The following is a 23,534-nucleotide window of genomic DNA, read 5'->3' on the forward strand; positions in this document are numbered from 1 at the left end:
TTACAGTCCATCGGGCCGGTTCCGACCGCTGTGATGATCCCCCCCAAGAGTCACCCCGTGGGCAGAGCTTCACGCACCGCGCTCGCAACATTAGATCCTGCGAGCGTGAAAACGAACACAGAAGCTGCGACCGAGAACAGTGAACCACGTCGGACGGCGGCGCGACAGTCGACGAGACAACAACTTCGTAAATATCCTCGCGGGCTCTGTCCGCCCGTTCTTCTACGATCGACACGAGCACCGAGGGAGTGAGAGACAGTGAGCACGACGACCGACGCACCGGCCTCCTCGTTCGGCGGAATGCTGCTCGGACGAGCGCTGGCGGGAACGCCGCCGGGAGAGTCTCCGCTGACCCATGCGGCGGAGCTGCCGGGACGTGAGTCCCGGTACGCCGCATGGCCGCAGTGGCTCGAGCCCGCGGTCGTCGAGGTCTTCCAGGACTGCGGGATCCCGCAGCCGTGGACCCACCAGGCAGAGGCCGCGTCGCTCGCGTGGTCGGGCCGCAACGTGGTGGTCTCGACGGGCACGGCGTCGGGCAAGTCGCTGGCGTACCGGATGCCCGTGCTGTCCCGTCTGTCGACCGACGCGCGTGCCACCGCGCTCTACCTCGCGCCCACCAAGGCGCTGGGGGCAGACCAGCTTCGGGCTGCAGTGGACATGACGGACTCGCTCGCCGCGCGGGGCTTCCCGGACATCGCACCGAGTGCGTACGACGGCGACACACCCCTCGAGGTGCGCCAGTGGGCCCGGGCGAATTCACGGTGGATCTTCACCAACCCCGACATGCTGCACATCTCGCTGCTCAAGGGCCATCAGCGGTGGGCGCACTTCTTCCGCAACCTGGCGTACGTCGTCGTCGACGAATGTCATTCGTATCGCGGGGTGTTCGGCTCCAACGTCGCCCTGATCCTGCGACGACTCCGGCGCATCGCCGCGCGCTACGGCGCCGCGCCCGTCGTCGTTCTCGCCAGCGCCACCGCGTCGAATCCCGGGGCCGCGGCCAGTCGCCTGGTCGGTGCACCGTGCGAGGAGATCACCGAGGACGGATCTCCCCACGGTCCCCGGACCGTCGCCCTGTGGGAGCCACCGCTTCTGGACGTCACGGGTGAGAACGGGGCGCCGATCCGGCGCGCCGCCGGTTCCGAGGCCGCACGCATCATGGCCGACCTCGTCGTCGAGGGCGCCCGAACACTGACGTTCGTCCGTTCCCGACGCGGCGCGGAGCTGACGGCACTGGGTACCGCGCGGTTGCTCGCGGACGTCGATCCCGATCTGCCGCAGCGCATCGCGGCATACCGGGCCGGATACCTCGCCGACGACCGCCGCGAACTCGAGCGGTCGCTGTCCGACGGCACCCTGCTCGGCGTGGCCACCACCAACGCACTCGAGCTCGGCGTCGACATCGCAGGGCTCGACGCCGTCGTCGTCGCCGGCTTCCCGGGGACGGTCGCGTCGTTCTGGCAGCAGGCCGGCCGCTCCGGTCGCCGCGGCCAGGGATCGCTGGTGATCCTGGTGGGCCGGGACGACCCGCTCGACACGTACCTCGTGCACCATCCGGCCGCGTTGCTGGACAAGCCCATCGAGGCGACGGTCACCGATCCTACCAACCCCTACGTGCTGGGGCCACAGCTGCTCTGCGCGGCCATGGAACTCCCGCTGACCGACGACGAGGTGATCGAGCTCGGCGCTCAGGACGTCGCGCAGTCCCTCGCGGACCGGGGTCTGCTCCGCCGTCGGCCGCACGGGTGGTACATCACCGCGGACGCGACCCCCCATGCGGCGGTGGACATCCGGGGCGGTATCGGGTCGCAGATCGCGATCGTCGACGGCTCCACCGGACGCATGCTCGGCACCGTCGACGCCGGCCGCGCGCCCTCGACGACCCACCCCGGCGCTGTCCACATCCATCAGGGCGAGTCGTTCGTCGTGGACACGCTCGACTTCGAGGAAGGCCTCGCGGTGGTGCGCCCCGAGGAGCCCGAGTGGACCACCTCGGCGCGCGAGATCACCGACATCGTGATCGAGGACGTGCACGAACAGCAGTCGTACGGGGAGGTCGACGTCGCGCTGGTGCAGGTCCAGGTGAGCCACCAGGTGGTCGGATACCTCCGCAGACTGCCGTCCGGAGAGATTCTCGACTCCGTGGAACTCGACATGCCGATGCAGGAACTCCACACGCGCGCAGTCATGTACACGATCACGCCGGAGTTGCTCGAGTCCGCCGGCGTGACCGCCGAACGTGTCCCCGGGTCGCTCCACGCGGCGGAGCACGCGGCCATCGGTCTGCTGCCCCTCGTCGCGACATGCGACCGATGGGACATCGGCGGCGTGTCGACGGCACTGCACGCCGACACCGGCCTGCCGACGGTCTTCGTCTACGACGGGTACGACGGTGGCGCCGGATTCGCCGACCGCGGCCACGCCGTCATCGGCACCTGGCTCTCCGCGACCCGCGAGGCCATCGCGTCGTGCGAGTGTGTCTCGGGGTGCCCGTCCTGCGTGCAGTCACCCAAGTGCGGCAACGGAAACGATCCGTTGGACAAGGACGGCGCCGTGCGCGTGCTCGACGCCGTCCTCGCCTGTCTGGAGGGTTAGGCAGACACGGTGGCCGGTTCGCCGAGCGCCACCGGTAGCGTGCGGAACCCGTGCAGCACACGGGTGTCCCGCTTGACGCCGGTGCCGGCGGACGACAGATGCGGGAAGCGGTCGAACAGCGTGCGCAGTCCCACCTCGCTCTCCGCGCGCGCGAGTGCGGCGCCGAGGCAGTAGTGGCGCCCACCCGAGAACGACAGGTGCTTGTTGGCGTTGGACCGACCGACGTCGAAGGTGTCGGCGTCGTCGAAGACCTGCGGGTCCCGATTACCGGCCGCGAGGACGCACACCACCAGATCGCCGGCCTCGAGGTCCATGCCTTCGAGGGTGACGGAACCCTTCGCGACGCGGGCCGTCATCTGCACCGGCGACTCGAGCCGCAGCATCTCGTCGACGGCCGTTCCCCACAGCGACGGATCGTCCTGCAGTCGCGCGAGCTGGTCGGGGTTGTTCATCAGCAGATTGATGCCGCTGCCGAGCAGGTTGACCGTCGTCTCGAACCCTGCCGCCAACACCAGACCCGCGGTGGCGCGGAGTTCCCGATCGTTCAGGTACACCCCGTCCTCGGACGCCGCGATGAGCTGACTCATCAGATCGTCGCCCGGGTTGTCGCGCAATCCCGCGATGTGGGTGGCGAGCCACCGGTCGAAGCCCTCGAGGCCCTGCTCGACCTCGCGGAACTGCGACCACGTCAGACCGACGTCGAGACTGGGCGCCGCGAGTTCGCCGAATTCGAGCACCTTGTCGCGGTCCGCCTCCGGCACGCCGAGGATGTCGCCGATGACGGCGACCGGAAGCTTCGCGCAGTACGACGAGACGATGTCGACCGTGCCGCCGCCCGCGGCCACGAGTTCGTCGAGGAGCGTGTCGGCCACCTGCTGCACGTTGTCGCGCATCGCGTTGACGGCGCGCGCGGTGAACACCGACGACACCAACTTGCGGTAGCGGGTGTGCGAGGGCGGCTCGACCGACAGCAGCGACGGCGGCGCCAGCGGGTGCAGAGCGGCGGTGCGGGTGCGACGCTCGATCGCCCGTAGCGGCTTCGGGAGGTTGCCGCCCACGACGACGGTGCGGTAGTCGTCCGAGCGCAGGAGGTCGAAGATCAACCCGTGGTCGACGGTGAGGTAGGCGACGCGGCCCTTGACGATCCTTCCCCGGTCGCGAATCTCCTGGTAGACGACACCGGGGTTCGCGCGAGTCACCGGATCGGCGATGAGCTTGGCCTGCGGGTCACCGATCTTGATGCCGCGTGTGGCGAAGAAGCGCACCACTCCGTGCACCGCGAACCACCGCAGCCGCGATCGTGCCTCGTCCTTGACGTCCGCCACTCTCGACATTCCGATTCCCCCGATGCTCGGCCTGCGATAACCCGGTTGCGCGTTACCGCACGTCACACGTGTGACTCACCTCATGATGCGCCGGTCACGACGCCGGTGTCTACCGTCGTGTCATGACCCTGCGTCGGAGCGTCGCCTCCTTGTGGATCGCCACAGTCCTCTACTGGCCGATGCAGGTGATCGTCTCGCGTTCCTGGACCACCCCGTACAGCTGGCGTGACGACGTCATCAGCGCCCTCGGTGCGGCGACGTGCACCGACTACTGCTCGCCCGATCACGTCGTCATGAACGCGACGTTCGTGGCCGTGGGCGGCGCCACCGCAGCGGGCGCGGCGCTCCTGGTACGTCCCTCGGTGGGCATCGCACGGACGGGGTGGATCCTCGTGGCGCTCTCCGGTCTCGCGACGTGCGCCGTCGGGTTCCTCCCGATGGACGTCGCACCGGTCCCCCACACCGTCGCGGCGCAGGTGCACTTCGGCCTGCAGCTCGCCGGAATGCTGTGTGTCGCACGATCCGTCGGTCGAGTCGCCTCGCGATTCACCTACGCCTGCAGTGCGATCGCCGTGGTGGGCGGCATCGCCTTCCTCAGCCCCGGGAAATGGGGACTGGGCTCGGGTGTCACCGAGCGGCTCGCCCTCGACACCCTGAACGTGTGGACCATCGGCATGGGCGTGCTCCTGCTGGCGCGATCGTGGAATCCAGGCCCCGGAATCCGGGGTCGATAGTCCACGATCACCGAGGCACCAGTTGCGTGTCTCTGTGAGGCGGGCTGCTGCACGAGCCGCCGTGGCCGCCAGCGCGAAGACCGGCCGCCCCGTCGCACCGGAAGTACGCAGGCTCGCCGAGTCGCGCTGACCGACATACCGAGGTGCTGGTTCACTCCTTCACCGGCCCCGCCCGCGCAGAGGCCACCGCATCCCTCTCCCCTAAGCGCAGCAGCGCGATCCGCACTCGCACCCGGACCTGCACGTCCCACTCCTCCACCGCGCATCCGTCCAGCACCGCATCCATCCGGGCAGCCGATGCCGTCGCCGCCGCGCACCCTGCCTCGGACCCCGACGTCAGTGCGGCGGCACCCGCCAGCGCGGCGAGGTCCGCCGCCGACTGCGCCTGATGACGGGCCGAGACGGCGGCACCCACCGAGACCACCGCCGCGGTCACCACCACCAGCGCCGCCGTGACGAACGCTCCCAGCACAGTCGCCGAACCGCGGTCATCCACCCGTCGGCTCCGCCGTCGCCACCGCACTCGCCGACACCGTCAACCCGGGCAGCGGCGACGACGCCTCCACCCGCACCGTCACCAGATCGCCGACGCGCGACACCGTCACCCGCGCACCGGGCGGGGCCACCGCCGTCGCCGACGTCACCGCGCTCTCGTCTCCGAGCGCCGAGAGCCGGGCACCCTCCCGCGCCGCGTCGATGCACCGGATGTGCTCGGTGACGGTGACCAGCGCACCGAGGCACAACACCAGGACGGCGACGATCGACGAGATCGCCAGCGCCGCCTCGACCGTCACCGCCCCGCTGTCGCCCGTGAGACCCGAGTCCGCCGTCAGACCTGTGTCTGCAGCGCCTTGTCGATGATGGACGTCAACGCGGTCACGATGCTGTCGCCCGTCACCACCGTGTAGAGCACGGCACCGAACGCCGCCGCCGCGATGGTGCCGATGGCGTACTCGGCCGTCGACATCCCGTCGTCCTCCCGCGCCACCATCAGGATGCGCGCGCCCACCTCGGTCAGGAACTTGCTCATGTTCTCCCCCTTCGTGTTCCGAGGAGGACGTTCCCCCTCGGCGTTCTCGGGCGGGGGTCACATCACCCCGCCGTTCAGGACCGACCCGGCAAGCCCGATCACCACGGGCACGATGCCGAGGCAGACGAACGCGGGCAGGAAGCACAGCCCCAGCGGTCCGCTCACCATCACTCCGGCGCGTTCGCCCGCGGCAGCGGCGGCATCGTCGGCCCGCACGCGCAGATCGGCTGCCGCCTCGGCGGTCGCGTCGGCCATCGAGGTTCCCGACCGCGCCGAGCGGAGGATGACGCGTGCCACCGACTCGGTGTCGGGATGCGCCGCCAGCGCCGACCAGGCTGCATCGGGATCCGCTCCGAGAGTGAGCAACTGGGCGGCGCGGCGCAGTGCCGACGCCATGGGTTCGGGCGCGACGGAGGACACCGCCGAGGATGCGCTGCCGATGTCGAGTCCCCCACGGAGACAGGCGGACAGCAGGTCCAACGCGCCCGCGGTGGCGTGGTGGTCCGTCGGTGCGACCCTTACCGATGCGGAACCGTTCGCGCCCGGCACCCGGAGCCGGGCGCGCACACCGACGGCGGGCGGGAGCGCGAGCACCGCGGCGGCGAGGAGCACGAGAGTGATCGTCACGGTGCCACCTTCGCGACGATGGCGTCGGTCCAGAGCAGCCCGGCGCAGGCGAGGGCCACTCCGACGACCAGCATGATGCCGCCGGCGCCGCCTCCGGTGAGAACCGCGAGGGGCGCTGCGCCCATGGCCTGGCCGAGCAGGACGCCGACGGCGGGCAGCGCGGCGAGGACCATCGCCGTGGCGCGCGGGCCGGCCATGGACGCCTCGATGCGCCGGGCCGAGCGTCCGCGATCGCGCAGATCGGAGCGCACCGCGTCGAGCAGTGCCGCGAGACCCAGCCCGTGCACCTCGGCCACGCACCACACGGCACCCACCCGGTCCCACGCCTGCCCGTGTCCGCCGACACGCACGGCATCCGACATCGTGCCGCCCAGTTCCGCACGGGCCGCGGCCGCCGCGAAGACCGTGCCGACCGGTCCGGGGTGCTCACGCGCAGCGGTGCGGCAGGCTGTGGCCGGGTGGGCTCCCACGCGGAGTTCGGCCACCACCGTCTCGAGCGCCGCCGCCAGGGTGTCCCCCGCGCGGCGACGGTCCGCCCGCACGGCGCCTCGGGTGCGCCGCACGGCGACGGTTCCCAGCACCACGGCCACCGCGGCGCCCACCGCGGCACCGAGGCCCAGCGCTGCCACGCCTGCCGCCACCGGTATCCAGGCAGGCGCCGGCACTCGCACGGACACGAGCGAGTGTCGGCGCACCGGTCCGAGGCGCCGGCGCGCGTCCGTGCAGGGCAGCACCAGCAGAGCCGCCGCGAGACAGACCGCCGCGAGCATCACGCGGACCCCTCCCGCCGACGCAGGATCGCGGTGAGAGCGTCGAGTCCTGGACCTCGTGCCCGCGTTCGCGACCAGGCGTCGACCACGGTGCACAGCCCGCGGTCGTCCCGTTCGAGCACGCCGATGGACGACAGCACACGCTGACCGCTCGGCGTGCGGGCGGTGTGCAGCACCACCTGCACCGCGGCGGCGAACTGGCTGTGCAACGCCGCCCGGTCCATGCCACCGAGGGCCGCCAGCGCTTCGAGTCGTGCGGGTACCTCGTCGGGCGAGTTGGCGTGCACGGTGCCCGCGCCGCCGTCGTGTCCGGTGTTGAGCGCGGTGAGCAGGTCCACGACCTCGGCACCGCGGACCTCGCCCACCACGATGCGATCGGGACGCATGCGCAGGGCCTGACGCACCAGATCGCGCACCCCCACCTGGCCCACTCCCTCCACGTTCGCGGGCCGGGCGACGAGCCGCACCACGTGGGGGTGCGAGGGCGCCAGTTCGGCGGCGTCCTCGACACAGATGATGCGCTCGGCCGCGTCCACCTCACCGAGCAGTGCCGCCAGCAGGGTGGTCTTCCCCGTCCCGGTGCCACCGACCACGAGGAAGGCCAGGCGTCTGGACACGATGCGGCGCAACAGATCTTCGGCGCCCTCGGCGAACGCGCCGGTCGCGGCGAGGGCCGAAAGCCCCTGTGTCGCGGGGCGCAGGACGCGGAGCGACAGGCACGTCCCGCCCTGCGCCACCGGCGCGAGAACGGCGTGCAGTCGCACTCCGAACGACCCGGGATCGATTCCGGGCAGACGACCGTCCACCCACGGCTGCGCATCGTCGAGCCGCCGCCCGGCCGACAGCGCCAGCCGCTGGGCGAGGCGGCGCACGGCGGCCTCGTCCCCGAACCCGACGCCGGCTCGCCGCAGACCCTGGCCCCGGTCTACCCACACGTCGTCGGGTCCGGTGACCAACACGTCGGTCACGCCGGGCTCGCGCAGGACGGCGTCGAGCACGCCGGCACCGCGGAACTCGGTGTCCAGGAGATGCAGTGCGCGCAGCAGATCCGCGTCACCGAGCACGCCGCCCGCCTCGGCCCGGAGCGCCTCCGCGATGAGGGCGGGCGTCGGATCCCGGTCGGCGTCGACGAGGCGCACCCGGACGCGATCGAGCAGATCCGTCGACACCCATCCCGTCATGTCGTGGGCGCCGAGGTGAGCAGTGCCAGGACGTCGCCGGCAGCTCGCGCCAGGGGAGATCGGCGGCCGAGGACCAGTCCACGCCCGTCGAGCATCGCGGCGAGTCGACGCTCGGGGCGCACGGAGGCGAGCAGGGGAAGACCCACCACGTCGGCCACCTCCGCGGCCGTCAGTCCGGACGGCGCGGGACCGCGGACCACCACTCCCACGTTGGCCGATGTCGAGGTGATCGACCGGGCGAGACACTGCGCCGCCGCGGCCGACCGCACCGTCGCCGGGACCAGCACGACCACCAGATCTGCCGCCTGCACGGACATCTCGTGAATGGGGCCTGCGCGCGGTACGTCGCATACGACGACCTCGCCCGCCGTGACTCCGGCGTCGACGACGGCGCGCCAGGCCGCTGCCGTGATGGTGTTCGTCTGCTCGCGCCGGGTCGAGAGCACCGCCAGATCGCCGCGCCCGGGCAGCGCGTGATGCAGTGCGTCGGCCGTGACGGTTCCGCCGTCGATCACCAGTTCCGGCCAGCGCAGGCCCGGTGTGCCGTCGAGTCCCGTGACGAGGTCCATCCCGCCGCCCGCCGCGTCTCCGTCCATCAACACGGTGCGCCCGGACCGGGACGCGACGACGGCCGATGCCGCGGCGAACACGGACGCACCGGCGCCGCCGCAACCGCCCACCACCGTCACGACCACACCGCCACCGACGGGGACACGTGCGGCCGCGGACAGCACCCCCATGAGATCGGCCTCCTGCGCCGGCAGCGCGAGCACACGGGAGGTGCCGAGCCGCGAAGCGCTCTGCCAGGCCTCGACGTCCGCCGGTCCGTCGGTCACGACGACGACACCGGGATGCCTCGGAAGGTGTTCCCGCACTGCTCGTTCGGCAGCTGCCGTTCCCAGCACGACGATGTCGGAGGACTGCCACAGCGCGCGGTCCGGCAGCGCGCCGAGGTGCGTCGACTCCCGACCCGCGGCGGCGGCGATGCGCCGGACGCGATCGGAGAGTGCGGCGTCGGGCACGATCACCAGGAGTGCTGAATCGAGGTCGGTCACGCCGTCGATCGTGCGGCGTCCGCGGTCGGTCCGCCAGGGCGACGAGCCGAACCTGTGGACAACTCGGTACCCGGGGACGGCGCCTGCGCCAGCGCGGAGAAGGTGCTAGCGCACCGGAAGTAGGGGACGACCCCCGCCAGGGGGGGGAGGAGGCGGGGGTCGTCGGAGTTCAGCCCCGGGGGGTCGGGCTGAACACGCCCGGTTCGAGACCGGGTAGTCGAAATCTTACACCGCCGACCACCCGCACCGACACGGACGACCGTCGGTCCGTCGCGCCGTCGAAGCAGGTGGAGACACCGTGACCCGCGATCCACCTCCGGGCACCCTTAGGCTGACGGGGTGAGCACACCCCTCCGCCCGGACGCCCCCGGCCGCGTCGCCGCGTTCTTCGATCTGGACAAGACGATCATCGCCAAGTCCTCGACGCTGGCCTTCAGCAAGCCCTTCTTCGACGGGGGTCTCATCAACCGCCGGAGCGTGCTCAAGAGCAGCTACGCGCAGTTCCTGTTCCTGGTGTCGGGCGCGGATCACGACCAGATGGAACGGATGCGCATCCACATCGCCAACATGTGTACCGGCTGGGACGTCGAGCAGGTCCGAGCCATCGTCGCCGAAACGTTGCACGACATCGTCGATCCGCTGGTCTTCGCCGAGGCTGCCGACCTCATCGCCGACCACAAGCTGCGCGGCCACGACGTCGTCATCGTCTCGGCCTCCGGCGAGGAGGTCGTGGCGCCCATCGCGGAGGCTCTGGGCGTGGACCACGACATGGGTACCCAGATGGCCGTCGAGGACGGCAAGTACACGGGCGAGCTCTCGTTCTACTGCTACGGGCCCGGCAAGGTCACCGCCATGGAGGAGTTGGCCGAGCGCGAGGGATACGACCTGTCTCGGTCCTACGCCTACTCGGACTCGATCACCGATCTGCCGATGCTCGACGCGGTCGGACATCCCACCGCGGTGAACCCGGATCGAGGCCTGCGCCGCGAGGCGTCGGCCAGGGGATGGCCGATCCTCACGTTCTCCGACCCGGTCTCGCTGCGCGCCCGGTTCCAGGCCCCGTCGTCGGGCACGGTGGCCGGCATGGCCGCCGTCTCGTTCGGCGCCCTGGCCGCGGGCGCCGCGACGTACACGCTGCTGCGTCGGCGACGCTGAATCGATCGGGTTCGCGAAACCCTTGCTGTGGCGCGAGTCACAGAGTACAAATGGTCGTACGGGAAGACGGAAGGCCAAGAGCGGGCCGGAAGAGAAGGATCGCTCTCCCAGCCGGGCTTTCCCCAGCACGACCGATCAGTACCCACGCGTAGCGCGCCGCTATGATGGCACAAGCGTTGTGGGCCTGCGAAAGTCGCGCATCAGGGATGAGAACTTCGCACTGGTTGCGGACACGAGTCCCGGGCGCACGATTTCTCGCCGAGGCCTCGCGGAGTCCGCTCCGCCGCAACCCACTCTGCACGCCTGGTAACCGACGTTCGTGCTGACGGGCGACGTCGTCGAGGTGAGAACTCGGCAGCGTCGCCCGTTTCATGCGTCAGACAGAGTTGTCCGCGATGGTGGTCGCCTCGGCTGCTCCGGCCTCGAAGGTGCCGCAGCACAACAGCACCCAGCTCCCCACGCCCTGCTCGGTGCCGCGGGCGAAACCGTCGGCGCCGGTGCGGTACGCGGCGAGCCGCTTCGCCCAACTGATCTCCGGGACACCGAGATTGTGGGGGTCGAAGCCCGTGGACACGGCCACCAGCCGCGAGGCCGCCCGGGCCACGATGCCGTCGGCCGTGCCGAACGGCTTCAGCGCCAACAGTTCTCCGTGCACCACGGCGGCCAGCACCGGGGCGGGCGCCTTCGTGGCGCCGGTCACGAGATCCGCCAGGAACGCCAGGCGGTCGGCTGCGTCCGCACGGGGTCGTCCGAGATCGTCCTGTGTCGTCGCCAGGTCCGCGGCGGCCAGGAGGTGCAGCCGCGCGAGTGCCTGCAGCGGCGCCCGCTGCCAGACGCCCACCATGATCGGCAGGGAGTCGCCGTCGAGAGCCTGGGCCACCCGCAGCGCGCCGGCGAGCAGGGGCGGAGCGGCCTCACCGTCCTCGGGCATCGCCGTGGAGGAACCCTCCATCGCGGCGGAGGCCCGCGCGGCCCGGACCGCCGCCTCGGCTGCCGTCGCCTTCCATCCGCGCCGGTTGGCCTTGTGCCGGTGCACCTCGCCCAACGCGTTCCGCGCCCGCTCGGCGGCGTCGCGCACCCCCTCGAGCTCCAGGATCGGGCCGAGGGGATCTGTGGCTGAGCTGGTCATCCGGTCAGGCTATCGGTGGTCCTACGTCGCGGCGGATCCGGCGTTCCGCTCGGCAGCCATCAACTCGGCACGCTCGCGGCGCCGGACGGCCTGCTGCTCCGGGTCCGGAACGGGCACCGCGGCGAGCAGCCGCTTCGTGTACGGGTCGGCCGGCGAGCGCAGGATGGTGTCGGTCCGATCGAACTCCACCAGCTTGCCCGCACTCATGACGGCGATGCGGCGAGCCAGCACCTCGACCACGGCGAGGTCGTGGCTGATGAACAGGCATGCGAAGCCGTACTCCCGCTGCAGCTCCTGGAAGAGCTCGAGCACCTTGGCCTGTACGGACACGTCGAGCGCGGACGTCGGCTCGTCGGCGACGAGGAGGGTGGGTTCAAGAGCCAGGGCGCGGGCGATGCCGACACGCTGGCGCTGACCACCTGACAGCTGATGCGGGTAGCGGTTGCGCATGTCCCGCGACAGGTGCACCTGATCGAGCAACTCCTCGATCTTGGTGTTGCGCTGACCACGGTCCATCTCGGTGTGCAGCAACATCGGCTCGCCGATCGACTGGCCGATGGGCCACCGCGGGTTCAGCGACGAACCCGGATCCTGGAACACGATGCCGACCTTGCTGCGCACCGGACGCAGGTCGCGGGTCGACATCGACGTGATGTCCGTTCCGGCGATGGACAACGACCCCGAATGCAGCTTGAGCAGGCCGACGGCTGCCTTGCCGATGGTCGACTTGCCCGATCCGGACTCACCGACCAGACCGACCACCTCGCCCGGCTCGATGGTGAGGCTGACACCGTCGACCGCGCGGAAGCCACCGGAGCGACGCGAACCCGGGTACTCGATGACGGCGTCGACGAGTTCGAGCGCGTACCGCACGTCGGGGGTGTCGTCGGTGCCCGCCTGTCCGGTCCGGGAACCGAGGTGGGGCACGGAGGCCAGGAGTTCGCGGGTGTAGGCGTGATCGGGACGATGGAAGATGTCGCCGGAGGTGCCCTGCTCGACGATGTCGCCACCGCGCATGACGAGGATGCGGTCGGCCATGTCGGCGACCACGCCCATGTCGTGGGTGATGAGCAGGATCGCCGCGTCGACCCGACCGCGGAGGTCGCGCATGAGCTGCAGGATCTCGGCCTGCACGGTCACGTCGAGTGCCGTGGTCGGCTCGTCCGCGATGAGCACGGACGGCTCGGATGCCAACGCCTGGGCGATCATCGCGCGCTGGCGCTGGCCACCGGACAACTGGTGGGGGTAGTACTTGACGCGCTTCTCCGGCTCCGGCATCTCGACGAGCCGCAGCAGCTCGATGACACGGTCCTTGGCCTGCGCCTTACCGAGCTCGCTGTGCGCGCGGATGGCCTCGGTGATCTGCCACCCGATGGTGTAGACGGGGTTCAGAGCCGTCATCGGCTCCTGGAAGATCACGGCGATGTCCTTGCCGCGCACCGAGTTCAGCTCACGTTCCTTCAGGCCGATCAGTTCGCGACCGTTGAGCGTGATGCTGCCGCTCACGCGGGCGTTGTCGGCCAGCAGGCCGGGCACCGCCATGGCGGTGGTGGACTTACCCGAGCCCGATTCGCCGACGATGGCGAGGATCTCGCCGCGAGCGAGGTCGAACGAGACGTCGCGCACGGCGGTGCGCCAGGTCTTGTCGACTTCGAAGTCGATCGTCAGATCCGAGACTCCGAGAATCGGGCCGGTCTTGTCGTCACTCATGTCCGTCAGCTCCGTTTCGGGTCGAGCGCATCTCGCAGCGCATCGCCCATGAGGATGAAGGCCAGCACGGTCACCGACAGGAACCCGGCGGGGAAGAGCACCAGGTGCGGCGAGGTGGAGATGTAGTTCTGGCCGAGGTTGATCTGCAGGCCCCACGAGATCGCCGGCAACTGCAGCCCGATACCCAGGTAGGACAGCGTGGCCTCGGCCGCGATGAACGTACCGACGGCGATGGTCGCGTACACGAGCACGGGTGCGAGGGCGTTGGGCAGGATGTGGCGGACCAGGATGCGGAACGTGCTCGCGCCCAGTGCCTGTGCGGCCTGCACGTACTCGCTCTGCTTGATCGAGATGACCGACGAGCGGACCAGTCGCATGGCCGTCATCCACCCGAAGGCGATGAGGGCCAGCGCCACCGTGGTGACGGTCCGCTCACTGGTGACGGTGAGCAGGACCAACGCGCCGAGCAGGAGCGGGATGCCGAAGAAGATGTCGGTGAAGCGGGCGAGCAGGCTGTCGAGAACGCCGCCGAAGTACCCGGCGAGCGCGCCGATCAGGACGCCGATGATCAGCACGCCGATGACGGCGAGCAGTCCGATGGTCAGCGAGATGCGGGCGCCGTAGATGACGTTGGCGTAGTAGTCGCATCCCTGCAGGTCCGTTCCGAACCAGTGCTCGGAGCTCGGCGAGAGCCGGGTGTCCGACAGGTCGCAGGCGCGCGGATCGATCCCGCGAGCGAACAGCTGGGGCACCACGGCCATCAGGACGAGCACCGCGGTGATGACGGCACCGAACCAGAAGAAAACGCTGCGCCGCAGCTTCTTCCACGCGTTACCCCACAGGCTCGCCTGGCCGACCAGCTCCTGTGCCTCACCGGTCACGACGTTGCCCGGCTCGCCCTCGGCGGCGACATGCTGTGCATCGTTGGTCATAGCGCCTACTCGTATCGAATTCGGGGATCGAGGAGCGCGTAGAGCACGTCCACGACGAGGTTGAAGAAGATGTAGAAGAAGACCATCAGCGTGACGATGCCGACGACCACCGCGCCTTCCTGACGCTGCACGGCGTCGAAGATCGCGCGTCCGAGGCCCGGCAGGTTGAACACCGACTCGGTGACGATGGCGCCGCCCAGCAACGCACCGATGTCCGCGCCGATGAACGTCACGACGGGAATCATGCTGTTGCGCAGTGCGTGACGCAGGACGATGCGCCGGTACCCCACGCCCTTGGCGCGGGCGGTGCGGATGTAGTCCGCCGCCATGGCCTCCGACACCGCGGACCGCGTGAGACGCGCGACGTACGCCATGGACAGCGACGCCAGGACCAGGCCAGGCAGCAGGTAGCTGTACCACCCGTCGTTGATACCCGCGATGGGGAACAGGTCGAACTTGTAGCCGAAGAGGTACTGGGCGACGAAGCCGAAGACGAACACGGGAACCGACACCAGCAGCGTCGTCGACACCAGCACGAGGTTGTCGAAGAAGGAGTTGCGGCGCAGACCGGAGAGTACACCGGCCGCGATGCCGATGACGGCCTCGAAGACGATGGCCACGATGGTCAGCCGCACCGTCACCGGAAGACGCTGGGAGATGGTGTCGAGCACCGGGCGCCCGGCGAAGTCGGTACCGAAGTCACCCTGCAGGAGCCCGCCGACGTACTTGACGTACTGCACCAGGAACGGGTCGTCGAGGTTGTACTGCGCACGCAACTGCGCGACGACGGCCGGGGCGAGCGGGCGATCGCCCGCGAGCGCGCGGATGGGATCGCCGGGAAGGGCGTACACCATCGCGAAGATCAGGAACGAGGCGCCGATCAGGACCGGGATGGTCAACAGCAATCGGCGCGTGATGAAGCGACCCACTGGGTTCTCCTCTTCGGGGTCTCACGGTTCACGCGTCGGTGGGGCGCCCTGCGTCTGCACGGCGCCCCACCGAGTCGAGAGAGAGGTCAGCTGACCGTGACGTCCGCGACCTCGATGTCACCGAACAGGTCGATCTTGACGTTGTCGACCCGCTCGCTCCACACGGCCTGGTTCAGACCGTAGAAGAGCGGAGTGGCCGGCAGGTCGCGGAACAGGATGTCCTCGGCCCGCTGGTACTCGGTCGTCGCGGCGTCGATCGACTCCGCGTTGTTGCCCTGCGAGAGGGCGGCGTCGAACTCCGGGTTGGAGTAGAAGCTGACGTTCGAGCCCGCCGGCGGCAGTGCTGCCGAGCTGTAGACCGGCGACAGGAAGTTGTACAGCGACGGGTAGTCCATGATCCAGCCCGAACGGAACGGACCGGTCATGCCCTGCGCGTCCTGCAGCGGGAGGTACTGCGCGAACTGCAGATCGCCACGGAGCACGTAGTCGACTCCGAGGTTGGTGCGCAGCTGGTTGCCCACGGCGGTCATCCAGGTGTCGTGTGCCGCACCGGCGTTGAACCACAGCTCCACCGGCTGCGACCGGTCGAAGCCGGCCTGGTCGAGCAGCGTGTTGGCCTGAGCGGCGTTCAGCTCGCACTTGGTGCCGCAGGCATCGTCCCGGTAGCCGTCGACGACGGGCGAACCAAAGGAGGTGGCCGGCGTGCGGGTGTTGGTGAAGATGGCCTCGGTGATGGCCTGACGGTCGATCGCCATCGAGAACGCCTCACGCACACGGGGATCCGAGAAACGCGGGTCGTAGGTCGGGAACGCGAGCGAGGTGATGTCGGGGCGAGCGCGCTCGCCGTACCGGTCACCGAACTGGTCACGTGCGGTCGCCCAGGCGTCCGGCGGCAGATCCAGCATGACGTCGAGGCCGCCGGCCTGAACGTCGGTGTAGCCGGTGCTCAGCTCCGTGTAGACCTTGAACTGCACGCCCTGCGACTGTGCCGGGTTCTCACCCTTGTAGTCGGCGTACTTGGTCAGGGTGATGCCCTGGCCCTCGACGAAGTCCTCGTCGGCCTTGAACGGGCCATTACCGATCGGGCGACGTCCGAAGGCGTCGGGATCGGTGAAGAACGCCTCGGGCAGCGGCGAGAACGCGCTGTAGCCCAGGGTCACCGGGTAGATCGCGAAGGGCTCCTTCAGAGCCACGCGAATCGTGGTGTCGTCCACGGCCTCGAGGCCGGTCATCGTGGTCGCGGTGGGCTCAGCGCCCTCGGCGGCCTGCAGATCGTCGTAGCCCTGGACGTTCTCGAAGAAGTACGAGGCACCGAAGGCGTTGGTACTCAGCGCGGTGTAGTTCCACGCATCGACGTAGGACTTCGCGTCGACGGGCGTGCCGTCGTGGAACGTCCAGTCCGGCTTGAGCTTGATCGTCCAGTTCTGCTGGTCGTCGGACTCGACCGACTCGGCGACGCCGGTGTACTCGACCTCGCTGCTCTCGTCGTTGTAGTTCACCAACGGCGTGAACAGGGCCTTGAGGACCTGGTTGCCCTCACTCTCGGTGGTGTTACCGGGAACGAGCGGGTTCTCGGGCTGGCCGATGTACAGGCTGTAGGTGCCCTCGGCGCTCGAGGACCCACCCCCGCCACCACACGCCGCGAGCATGCCCACGGCGGCGATGGCCACCGAGACCACCGCGATCGTCTTCTTGACTCTCAACATGTCCTCCATCGAATCCGGCACGAACAGGGTCGACTGCACGCACCGTCCGCGGGTGGTCCGCGGGTGTCGGGTGGGCCACGGGCGATGACCGGCGTGACCCGGATATTTGCTTGACTTTAGACACACTCACAAAGGTCTGTCGTGCACTCCCCCGAAATCGGAACGACCCGGGTCCGCCCCGAAATACGGACGTAACCTGACAGGACTGGACCTCACCGGTCAGACAGCCTGATGAGAGGCGATTTTGGTGTCTCGTCACCATCCATCGCTGCTGCACACCGCCCGTCGCGCAGAACGCACCTCTCGCCGCACGTCCCGGGTCGCAGCCCTCTGCAACGGTGCGGCGCCGGTCACACGTGACTACCCTCACAGTCGCGACACACCGAACCGACACACCAGCTTTTCCGAGAGGGGCCAGGTACCACGATGACCGAGACCGTGACCGACGACGGCGCGACCAGGGACACGGAATCGGAGCACCCGGTGTCCTATCCCCCGAGTGACGACTTCGTCGCGCAGGCCAACGCCGGATCCGAGCTCTACCAGGCGGCGAAGGACGATCGCCTCGCGTTCTGGGCCGAGCAGGCGAACCGGTTGCACTGGCACACGCCGTTCGAGCAGGTGCTCGACTGGTCGGACGCCCCCGTCGCGAAGTGGTTCGTCGGCGGTGAACTGAACGTCGCCTACAACTGCGTTGACCGGCACGTGGTCGAGGGCCGCGGCGACCAGGTGGCGATCCACTGGGAGGGCGAGCCCGGGGACAGCCGCGAGATCACCTACTCCGACCTCCTCGCCGAGGTCAGCCGCGCCGCGAACGCCTTCACCGATCTCGGGCTCGTCTCGGGTGACCGCGTCGCCATCTACATGCCCATGGTCCCCGAGGCCATCGTCTCGATGCTCGCGTGCGCCCGCCTCGGACTGACCCACAGCGTCGTCTTCGCAGGCTTCTCGTCCTCCGCACTGCGCTCGCGCATCGACGACGCCGAGGCCAAGCTCGTCGTCACCACCGACGGCCAGTGGCGCCGCGGCAAGGCCGCGCCGCTCAAGGACTCGGTCGACGAGGCCGTGGACGGCGCCGCGTCGATCGAGCACGTCCTGGTGGTCAAGCGCACCGACATCGACGTGCAGTGGACCGAGGGCCGCGACCTCTGGTGGCACGACACCGTCGGGTCCGCCTCCCCCGAGCACGAGGCGCAGGCGTTCGACTCCGAGCACCCGCTCTTCATCCTCTACACCTCGGGAACCACCGGTAAGCCGAAGGGCATCATCCACACCTCCGGCGGCTACCTGACGCAGACCGCCTACACGCACCACTACGTCTTCGACCACAAGCAGGGCAAGGACGTCTACTGGTGCACGGCCGACATCGGCTGGGTCACCGGGCACAGCTACATCGTCTACGGCCCGCTGGCCAACGGCGCCACGCAGGTGGTCTACGAAGGCACGCCCAACTCTCCCGACGAGCACCGGCACTGGAACATCGTCGAGAAGTACGGCGTCACCATCTACTACACGGCGCCCACGCTCGTGCGCACGTTCATGAAGTGGGGACGACAGATCCCCGACGCACACGACCTCTCCTCGATCCGCCTGCTCGGCAGCGTCGGCGAACCCATCAACCCCGAGGCGTGGCGCTGGTTCCGCGACGTCATCGGCGCCGGCAGCGCTCCGATCGTCGACACCTGGTGGCAGACCGAGACCGGCGCGATCATGGTCTCGCCGCTGCCCGGCGTCACCGCCACCAAGCCGGGATCGGCCCAGACACCGCTCCCCGGCATCTCGGCCGCCATCGTGGACGACGACGCGAAGATGCTCGGGCCCGGTGGCAACGGGTACCTCGTACTCGACGAGCCGTGGCCGTCGATGCTGCGTGGCATCTGGGGCGACATGGAGCGCTACAAGGACACCTACTGGTCCCGCTACGCCACCGAGGGTTGGTACTTCGCCGGTGACGGTGCGCGCTTCGACGACGACGGCGACCTCTGGGTCCTCGGACGCGTCGACGACGTCATGAACGTCTCCGGTCACCGCATCTCCACCTCCGAGGTGGAGTCGGCTCTGGTGACCCACCCCGGTGTCGCCGAGGCAGCCGTCGTGGGCGCGGCGGACGAGACCACCGGCCAGGGCATCGTCGCCTTCGTCATCCTGCGCGAGGGCATCGAGAACACCGGCGACGCGCTGATCACCGAGCTGAAGGCTCAGGTGTCGAAGGAGATCTCGCCGATCGCCAAGCCGCGACAGATCACGGTGGTCCCGGAGCTCCCCAAGACGCGCAGCGGAAAGATCATGCGCCGCCTGCTCCGCGACGTCGCCGAGGGCCGGGATCTGGGCGACACCTCGACCCTCGTCGATCCGGCGGTCTTCGACGCGATCGCCAAGGCCGGCCAGAAGTAACCACGCGTCACGCAGAGAGGGGCTCGTGCACCGAGTGCACGAGCCCCTCTCTGCTGTCGGCAGTCCGTCAGGACACGGTGTCGAGATCGCGTCCGCGCGTCTCCTTCATGACGACGAGTGCGAACAGCGTCAGTGCCGCGGCGACGGCCAGGTACACGCCCACCCACGCGACACCGTAGGAGTTCACCAGCCAGGTCGCGATGAACGGCGCCACGGCCGCTCCCAGGATGCTGGCCGTGTTGTAGGAGATACCCGATCCGGTGTAGCGCACGTTGGTCGGGAACAGCTCCGGCAGAACAGCACTCATCGGTCCGAAGGTCAGACCCATCAGCGCCAGGCCGACGCACATGAACAGCAACATGCGACTCTCGGTGGCGGACTCGGGAGCAGCGAACCACTTGAACGACAGGCCGAACAGGATGATCGCGGTCGTGATGACGATCAGTGTGATGCGGCGGCCGAACCGATCCGCGAGCCAGCCGGAGACCGGGACGAACGCGGCGAAGAACAACACCGAGATGAGCTGCAGGCCCAGGAAGTCCGTGTAGGCGATGGTCACGGCGACACCGCTGTGATCGACCACCTTGCCGGTGCCGTAGCTGACCACCCACGTCGTCATGACGTAGAACAGCGTGTACGTCGCGAGCATGACGAACGTGCCGAGGATCAGCGGACGCCAACTGGTCTTGAAGACCTCCGCCACCGGCGTCTTGACGCGCTGGCCGTTGGCCACGGCGCGCTTGAACACCGGTGTCTCCTCGAGCTTGAGTCGCACGTAGAGGCCGATGATCACCATGATCGCGCTCAGCAGGAAGGGCACACGCCATCCCCACGTGAGGAAGGCGTGGTCCGATCCGGACGTCTTGGAGTCGTAGTCCATCGACAACGTCAGGATGAGGAAGATCCCGTTGGCCATCAGGAAGCCGATAGGGGCACCGAGCTGCGGCCACATCGCGGCCCAGGCCCGCTTGCCCTCCTTCGCGGTCTCGGTGGCGAGCAGTGCAGCGCCCGACCACTCGCCGCCCAGGCCGACACCCTGCGTGAAACGCATGAGCGCCAACAACATCGGGGCGATGATGCCCACGCTGTCGTACGTCGGCAGCAGTCCGATGAGGAAGGTCGCGACGCCCATGGTGAGCAGGGACCCCACCAGGGTCGCCTTCCGGCCGATGCGGTCACCGAAGTGTCCGAACAGCACCGAACCGATGGGCCGCGCGACGAAGGCGAGGCCGAACGTCGCGAACGACGCGAGCAGGGCCGTCGTGTCGTTGCCCGCGGGGAAGAACAGCCGGGGGAAGACGAGGACGGCGGCGGTGGCATAGATGTAGAAGTCGAAGAACTCGATGGAGGTTCCGACCATCGAGGCGATCACGATGCGACTGCGAGGTACGCCGTCCACTGCATCGAGATCGGAGTCCGGACCGGCGATGTTCGAACCGTCGGGGTTCGGAACGCGGTCCGCGGAAGTGCTTGTCACGGGTTTCTCCTGTTGGGAGGCGGGTTCGTCAGCAGGAAGTTACCCGACGCATCGTGACGTGAGGGCCGATACCGGCCACTCGGTTCGTGAGTGCTCACCACGCGGGGACCGACGTCCGGCGGGACCGGCCCCGTCCGGCGGCGATAGTGTGAGCCCCGAACGGGTAAGGACATAGGGTTGGCCGGTATCGCCGGACGATCACTGTCGAGCGCGACGAACATCTTCGAAGGGACTTGCACGTGAGCAGCAGCCGAGGCACCGACACGAGCGGTCGGACGACCGCTCCGGCCAGTATCTCCTCGATCCCGCTGACGGACGTCGACAGTCGCAGCAACCCCGCCACGGCCAGCATCGGCACCCTGGTCAAGGACGCGACGACACAGGTCTCCACGTTGGTCCGCGCCGAGGTCGAACTGGCCAAGGCCGAGGTGACCGGCGAGATCAAGAAGGGCCTGCAGGGCAGCGTCCTCTTCATCCTCGCGCTCGCGGTCCTGATCTTCAGCTCGTTCTTCTTCTTCTTCTTCCTCGCCGAGCTGCTCAACGTGTGGGTCACGCGGTGGCTCGCGTTCCTCATCGTCTTCCTGATCATGGTGGTCATCACGGCGCTGCTCGCGTTCCTCGGCTACCTCCGGGTGAAGAAGCTGCGCAAGCCCGAGAAGACCATCGACTCGCTGAAGGCGGCCTCCTCGGTGCTGCCGGGCCAGGGCGACGGCGCATCGCCGAAGAAGCAGCTGGACGCGCTCGACGTGCGCGCCCCGCTCTCGCGCTGACACCGCGCCCGCGTACCGACGACAGTGGCCGCACCCGACCCGTCGACCGTCCGATATCCCGGCCCGTGGCAGCACCGCGACATCCGCGCCAACGGCATCCGGTTCCACATCGCCGAGGCGGACACCTCGGCGTCCGCCGACCCGGGACGCCCTGATCCGAGTCGGCCGGCGCCGCTGGTCGTCCTCGTCCACGGCTTCGCCGACCTCTGGTGGTCGTGGCGCCACCAGCTGACCGCTCTCGGCGCCGCCGGCTATCACGCCGTGGCAGTGGATCTGCGGGGCTACGGCGACAGCGACAAGCCGCCTCGCGGCTACGACGGCTGGACCCTCGCCGGTGACATCTCCGGCCTCGTTCGCGCGCTCGGACACTCCGAGGCGGATCTCGTCGGGCACGCCGACGGCGGACTCGTGTGCTGGGCGACCGCAGCGCTGCACCCTCGCGCTGTTCGCTCGATCTCGCTGCTCGCCTCACCGCATCCGATCTCGTTGCGACGGGCCGCGATCCGGGACTCGGCGCAACGCGCGGCGCTGCTGCCGTCGTTCCTGCGCTACCAGGTTCCGCTCGCACCCGAAAAGACGCTCGTCGCCGACGACGGTGCCGAGGTGGAGCGACTCGTCCGTGCCCGGTCGTCCGCGCAGTGGCAGTCGTCCACGGAGTTCGGCGACGTCGTGTCGAGGATGCGGTCGGCCGTCCGCATCCCCGGTGTCGCACACAGCACGTTGGAGTATCAGCGCTGGGCGTTCCGCAGCCAGTTCCGTTCCGACGGTCGCCGCTTCCGCGCCGCGATCGACCGGACCGTCGATCTACCGGCGCTGCAGATCCTGGGATCTGCCGACCCGTACGTCCTGCCGACAACGGCGCGCCGCGACTCCCACTGGGCACCGCAGCTCGTGGAGCATCGCGTGACGGGATCGGGGCACTACGTGCACCAGGAACGCCCGGACGAGGTCACCGACGTTCTCCTGCGCCATCTTCGAGCGAGCGGTCAGCCCCTGTAGGGGTCGACGAGGGTGCTCTCGATGATCGCCTCGAGACCGACACGGACGCGTCCCGACGGAGGCGGTGTCCCGCGCCCGAACAACCGCACCACAGCGGCCACCGACGCGCCGCCCAGCGCCACGTCACTCCCCAACTGCGGCCACGTCGACAACGTCGTACCGATGTCCGGCAACGATGCCGCCATGCGCGGCGTGATGCGCTCCATCTCGAGGATGCGCCCCGCCAGTGGCGCCTTCTCCCGCGGCGTCATCCCCGCGACCGCCGCGGCGTCGACGTCGCCGAGCAAACCGTGGAAGTACGGTCGGTCGGGCTCGAGGTCGTAGCGCTCGATGTCGAGCACGCCCCCGTCGCTGGTCTCCATGATCACGGGAATCCCGCGGCGACGGCACTCCTGCCGCACCAACACCTTCGCGTCGATCGAGTCGCACTCCTCGACGACGATGTCGAGGTCGGCGAGAAAGGCGTCCGTGGTCGCCTCGTCGATCCCGGTCGGGAACGTCGTCACCTCGAGGTACGGATCCAGTTCGGCGATGCGGCGAGCCGCCAGCACCGCCTTGTTGACGCCGAGGTCGAACACCGACGCGGGCACACGGTTGAGGTTCGACAGGTCCAGATCGTCGAAGTCGGCCAACCGGAGCTCGCCGCACAGCCCTTCGAGAGCGAGGGTGTGCGCCACCGCGTGGCCGACGCTCAGACCCACGACGCCGACGCGCAGGCGCCGCGCTGCATTCTGCTCGTCCACGGTGATCTTGTTGCGGTTCCGGTCCAGGCGCAGCAACCGGAACCCGCGCGGACCGAGCACCCGCACGAGCGAGCGACGCCAGGGGTAGTGCACCCACCGGGTCGGCTCGTCCAGCAGCTCGGACGACGGAGTGGGCAGCAGTGCGTCGAGCGACTGGAGCTGCTCGGCGGTGGTGTCCAGGATCGCGTCGTCCCCGATCTCGGACATCAGTCGATCGAGAACCTCGTGATCGCCGAGGTCGGTCGGGTCCAGGACGCGATGCTCGCGCATGCT

General features: G+C 69.3%; 21 protein-coding genes. 6 read left to right on the forward strand and 15 right to left on the reverse strand.

Annotation, left to right across the window (positions count from 1 at the left end; translation table 11 throughout):
• Window positions 1–300 precede the first annotated feature (300 nt).
• Entirely contained in the window at window positions 301–2,595 is a 2,295-nt protein-coding gene (locus tag OHB23_RS02990) for a DEAD/DEAH box helicase (RefSeq protein ID WP_328811574.1), read from the forward strand.
• Here the strand turns inward: OHB23_RS02990 and OHB23_RS02995 are convergent.
• A complete protein-coding gene (locus OHB23_RS02995; protein ID WP_328810847.1) occupies window positions 2,592–3,929 on the reverse strand; it encodes a cytochrome P450 in 1,338 nt (445 codons plus the stop codon). The genes OHB23_RS02990 and OHB23_RS02995 overlap by 4 nt on opposite strands.
• Before the next feature lie 113 nt (window positions 3,930–4,042).
• On the opposite strand from OHB23_RS02995, the gene OHB23_RS03000 reads away from it, so the two are divergent.
• On the forward strand, window positions 4,043–4,654 hold the full coding sequence (locus tag OHB23_RS03000; protein ID WP_222633343.1) for a DUF998 domain-containing protein: 612 nt from the start codon (window positions 4,043–4,045) through the stop codon (window positions 4,652–4,654).
• A gap of 151 nt (window positions 4,655–4,805) precedes the next feature.
• On the opposite strand, the gene OHB23_RS03005 is transcribed toward OHB23_RS03000, so the two are convergent.
• The 7 genes from OHB23_RS03005 to ssd are packed head-to-tail and all read right to left on the reverse strand — an operon-like array spanning window position 4,806 to window position 9,317.
• The gene (locus tag OHB23_RS03005; protein ID WP_328810848.1) at window positions 4,806–5,150 is read right to left on the reverse strand and encodes an Rv3654c family TadE-like protein; all 345 of its coding nucleotides are present in this window, start codon (window positions 5,148–5,150) and stop codon (window positions 4,806–4,808) included.
• The gene (locus OHB23_RS03010; protein WP_285187117.1) at window positions 5,143–5,448 is read right to left on the reverse strand and encodes a TadE family type IV pilus minor pilin; all 306 of its coding nucleotides are present in this window, start codon (window positions 5,446–5,448) and stop codon (window positions 5,143–5,145) included. The genes OHB23_RS03005 and OHB23_RS03010 overlap by 8 nt, the downstream gene beginning before the upstream one ends.
• Window positions 5,449–5,483: 35 nt before the next feature.
• Window positions 5,484–5,684 (reverse strand): DUF4244 domain-containing protein, encoded by a 201-nt coding sequence (locus OHB23_RS03015; RefSeq protein ID WP_027506707.1) that lies wholly within the window; start codon window positions 5,682–5,684, stop codon window positions 5,484–5,486.
• 57 nt (window positions 5,685–5,741) lie between these two features.
• Window positions 5,742–6,311, reverse strand: a complete 570-nt coding sequence (locus tag OHB23_RS03020) for a type II secretion system F family protein (protein ID WP_328810849.1) — start codon at window positions 6,309–6,311, stop codon at window positions 5,742–5,744.
• Entirely contained in the window at window positions 6,308–7,081 is a 774-nt protein-coding gene (locus OHB23_RS03025; RefSeq protein WP_328811575.1) for a type II secretion system F family protein, read from the reverse strand. The genes OHB23_RS03020 and OHB23_RS03025 overlap by 4 nt, the downstream gene beginning before the upstream one ends.
• The gene (locus OHB23_RS03030; protein WP_222633339.1) at window positions 7,081–8,262 is read right to left on the reverse strand and encodes a TadA family conjugal transfer-associated ATPase; all 1,182 of its coding nucleotides are present in this window, start codon (window positions 8,260–8,262) and stop codon (window positions 7,081–7,083) included. Before OHB23_RS03030 ends, OHB23_RS03025 begins: the two co-directional genes overlap by 1 nt.
• Window positions 8,259–9,317, reverse strand: coding sequence for a septum site-determining protein Ssd (gene ssd / locus OHB23_RS03035; protein WP_328810850.1), 1,059 nt, complete (start codon window positions 9,315–9,317; stop codon window positions 8,259–8,261). Before ssd ends, OHB23_RS03030 begins: the two co-directional genes overlap by 4 nt.
• A 339-nt stretch (window positions 9,318–9,656) precedes the next feature.
• Here ssd and OHB23_RS03040 point away from each other — a divergent pair, with 339 nt between their 5' ends.
• Window positions 9,657–10,472 carry an HAD-IB family hydrolase gene (locus tag OHB23_RS03040; RefSeq protein WP_328810851.1) on the forward strand — a complete coding sequence of 272 codons (816 nt, stop codon included), beginning with the start codon at window positions 9,657–9,659 and terminating at the stop codon, window positions 10,470–10,472.
• A 376-nt stretch (window positions 10,473–10,848) separates the two neighbouring features.
• Here the strand turns inward: OHB23_RS03040 and OHB23_RS03045 are convergent, their stop codons facing one another.
• The 5 genes from OHB23_RS03045 to OHB23_RS03065 all read right to left on the reverse strand — a co-directional run bounded on the left by OHB23_RS03045 (window position 10,849) and on the right by OHB23_RS03065 (window position 16,875).
• A complete protein-coding gene (locus OHB23_RS03045) occupies window positions 10,849–11,601 on the reverse strand; it encodes a hypothetical protein (protein ID WP_056443385.1) in 753 nt (250 codons plus the stop codon).
• A 21-nt stretch (window positions 11,602–11,622) separates the two neighbouring features.
• Window positions 11,623–13,311: an ABC transporter ATP-binding protein gene (locus OHB23_RS03050; RefSeq protein ID WP_442973013.1), complete on the reverse strand. Its 1,689-nt coding sequence runs from the start codon at window positions 13,309–13,311 to the stop codon at window positions 11,623–11,625.
• Between the two features lie 5 nt (window positions 13,312–13,316).
• Window positions 13,317–14,243, reverse strand: coding sequence for an ABC transporter permease (locus OHB23_RS03055; protein ID WP_051613564.1), 927 nt, complete (start codon window positions 14,241–14,243; stop codon window positions 13,317–13,319).
• Between the two features lie 5 nt (window positions 14,244–14,248).
• Window positions 14,249–15,172 (reverse strand): ABC transporter permease, encoded by a 924-nt coding sequence (locus tag OHB23_RS03060; protein ID WP_027506699.1) that lies wholly within the window; start codon window positions 15,170–15,172, stop codon window positions 14,249–14,251.
• Window positions 15,173–15,258: 86 nt separating this feature from the next.
• The gene (locus OHB23_RS03065; RefSeq protein ID WP_328811577.1) at window positions 15,259–16,875 is read right to left on the reverse strand and encodes a peptide ABC transporter substrate-binding protein; all 1,617 of its coding nucleotides are present in this window, start codon (window positions 16,873–16,875) and stop codon (window positions 15,259–15,261) included.
• Window positions 16,876–17,304: 429 nt separating this feature from the next.
• Here OHB23_RS03065 and acs point away from each other — a divergent pair, with 429 nt between their 5' ends.
• Window positions 17,305–19,272: an acetate--CoA ligase gene (gene acs, locus OHB23_RS03070; protein WP_222633336.1), complete on the forward strand. Its 1,968-nt coding sequence runs from the start codon at window positions 17,305–17,307 to the stop codon at window positions 19,270–19,272.
• A 67-nt stretch (window positions 19,273–19,339) separates the two neighbouring features.
• On the opposite strand, the gene OHB23_RS03075 is transcribed toward acs, so the two are convergent.
• The gene (locus tag OHB23_RS03075) at window positions 19,340–20,632 is read right to left on the reverse strand and encodes an MFS transporter (protein WP_222628740.1); all 1,293 of its coding nucleotides are present in this window, start codon (window positions 20,630–20,632) and stop codon (window positions 19,340–19,342) included.
• A gap of 356 nt (window positions 20,633–20,988) precedes the next feature.
• On the opposite strand from OHB23_RS03075, the gene OHB23_RS03080 reads away from it, so the two are divergent.
• Complete coding sequence (locus OHB23_RS03080; RefSeq protein WP_056443376.1) at window positions 20,989–21,519, forward strand: phage holin family protein; 531 nt, start codon at window positions 20,989–20,991, stop codon at window positions 21,517–21,519.
• Window positions 21,520–21,543: 24 nt separating this feature from the next.
• Complete coding sequence (locus OHB23_RS03085) at window positions 21,544–22,518, forward strand: alpha/beta fold hydrolase (RefSeq protein WP_222638941.1); 975 nt, start codon at window positions 21,544–21,546, stop codon at window positions 22,516–22,518.
• Here the strand turns inward: OHB23_RS03085 and OHB23_RS03090 are convergent.
• Window positions 22,506–23,531: an Rv1355c family protein gene (locus OHB23_RS03090; protein WP_328810852.1), complete on the reverse strand. Its 1,026-nt coding sequence runs from the start codon at window positions 23,529–23,531 to the stop codon at window positions 22,506–22,508. The two genes, OHB23_RS03085 and OHB23_RS03090, sit on opposite strands and share 13 nt — an antisense overlap.
• Between the last annotated feature and the right edge of the window lie 3 nt (window positions 23,532–23,534).

Source organism: Rhodococcus sp. NBC_00294 (assembly GCF_036163995.1).
GTDB lineage: Bacteria > Actinomycetota > Actinomycetes > Mycobacteriales > Mycobacteriaceae > Rhodococcoides.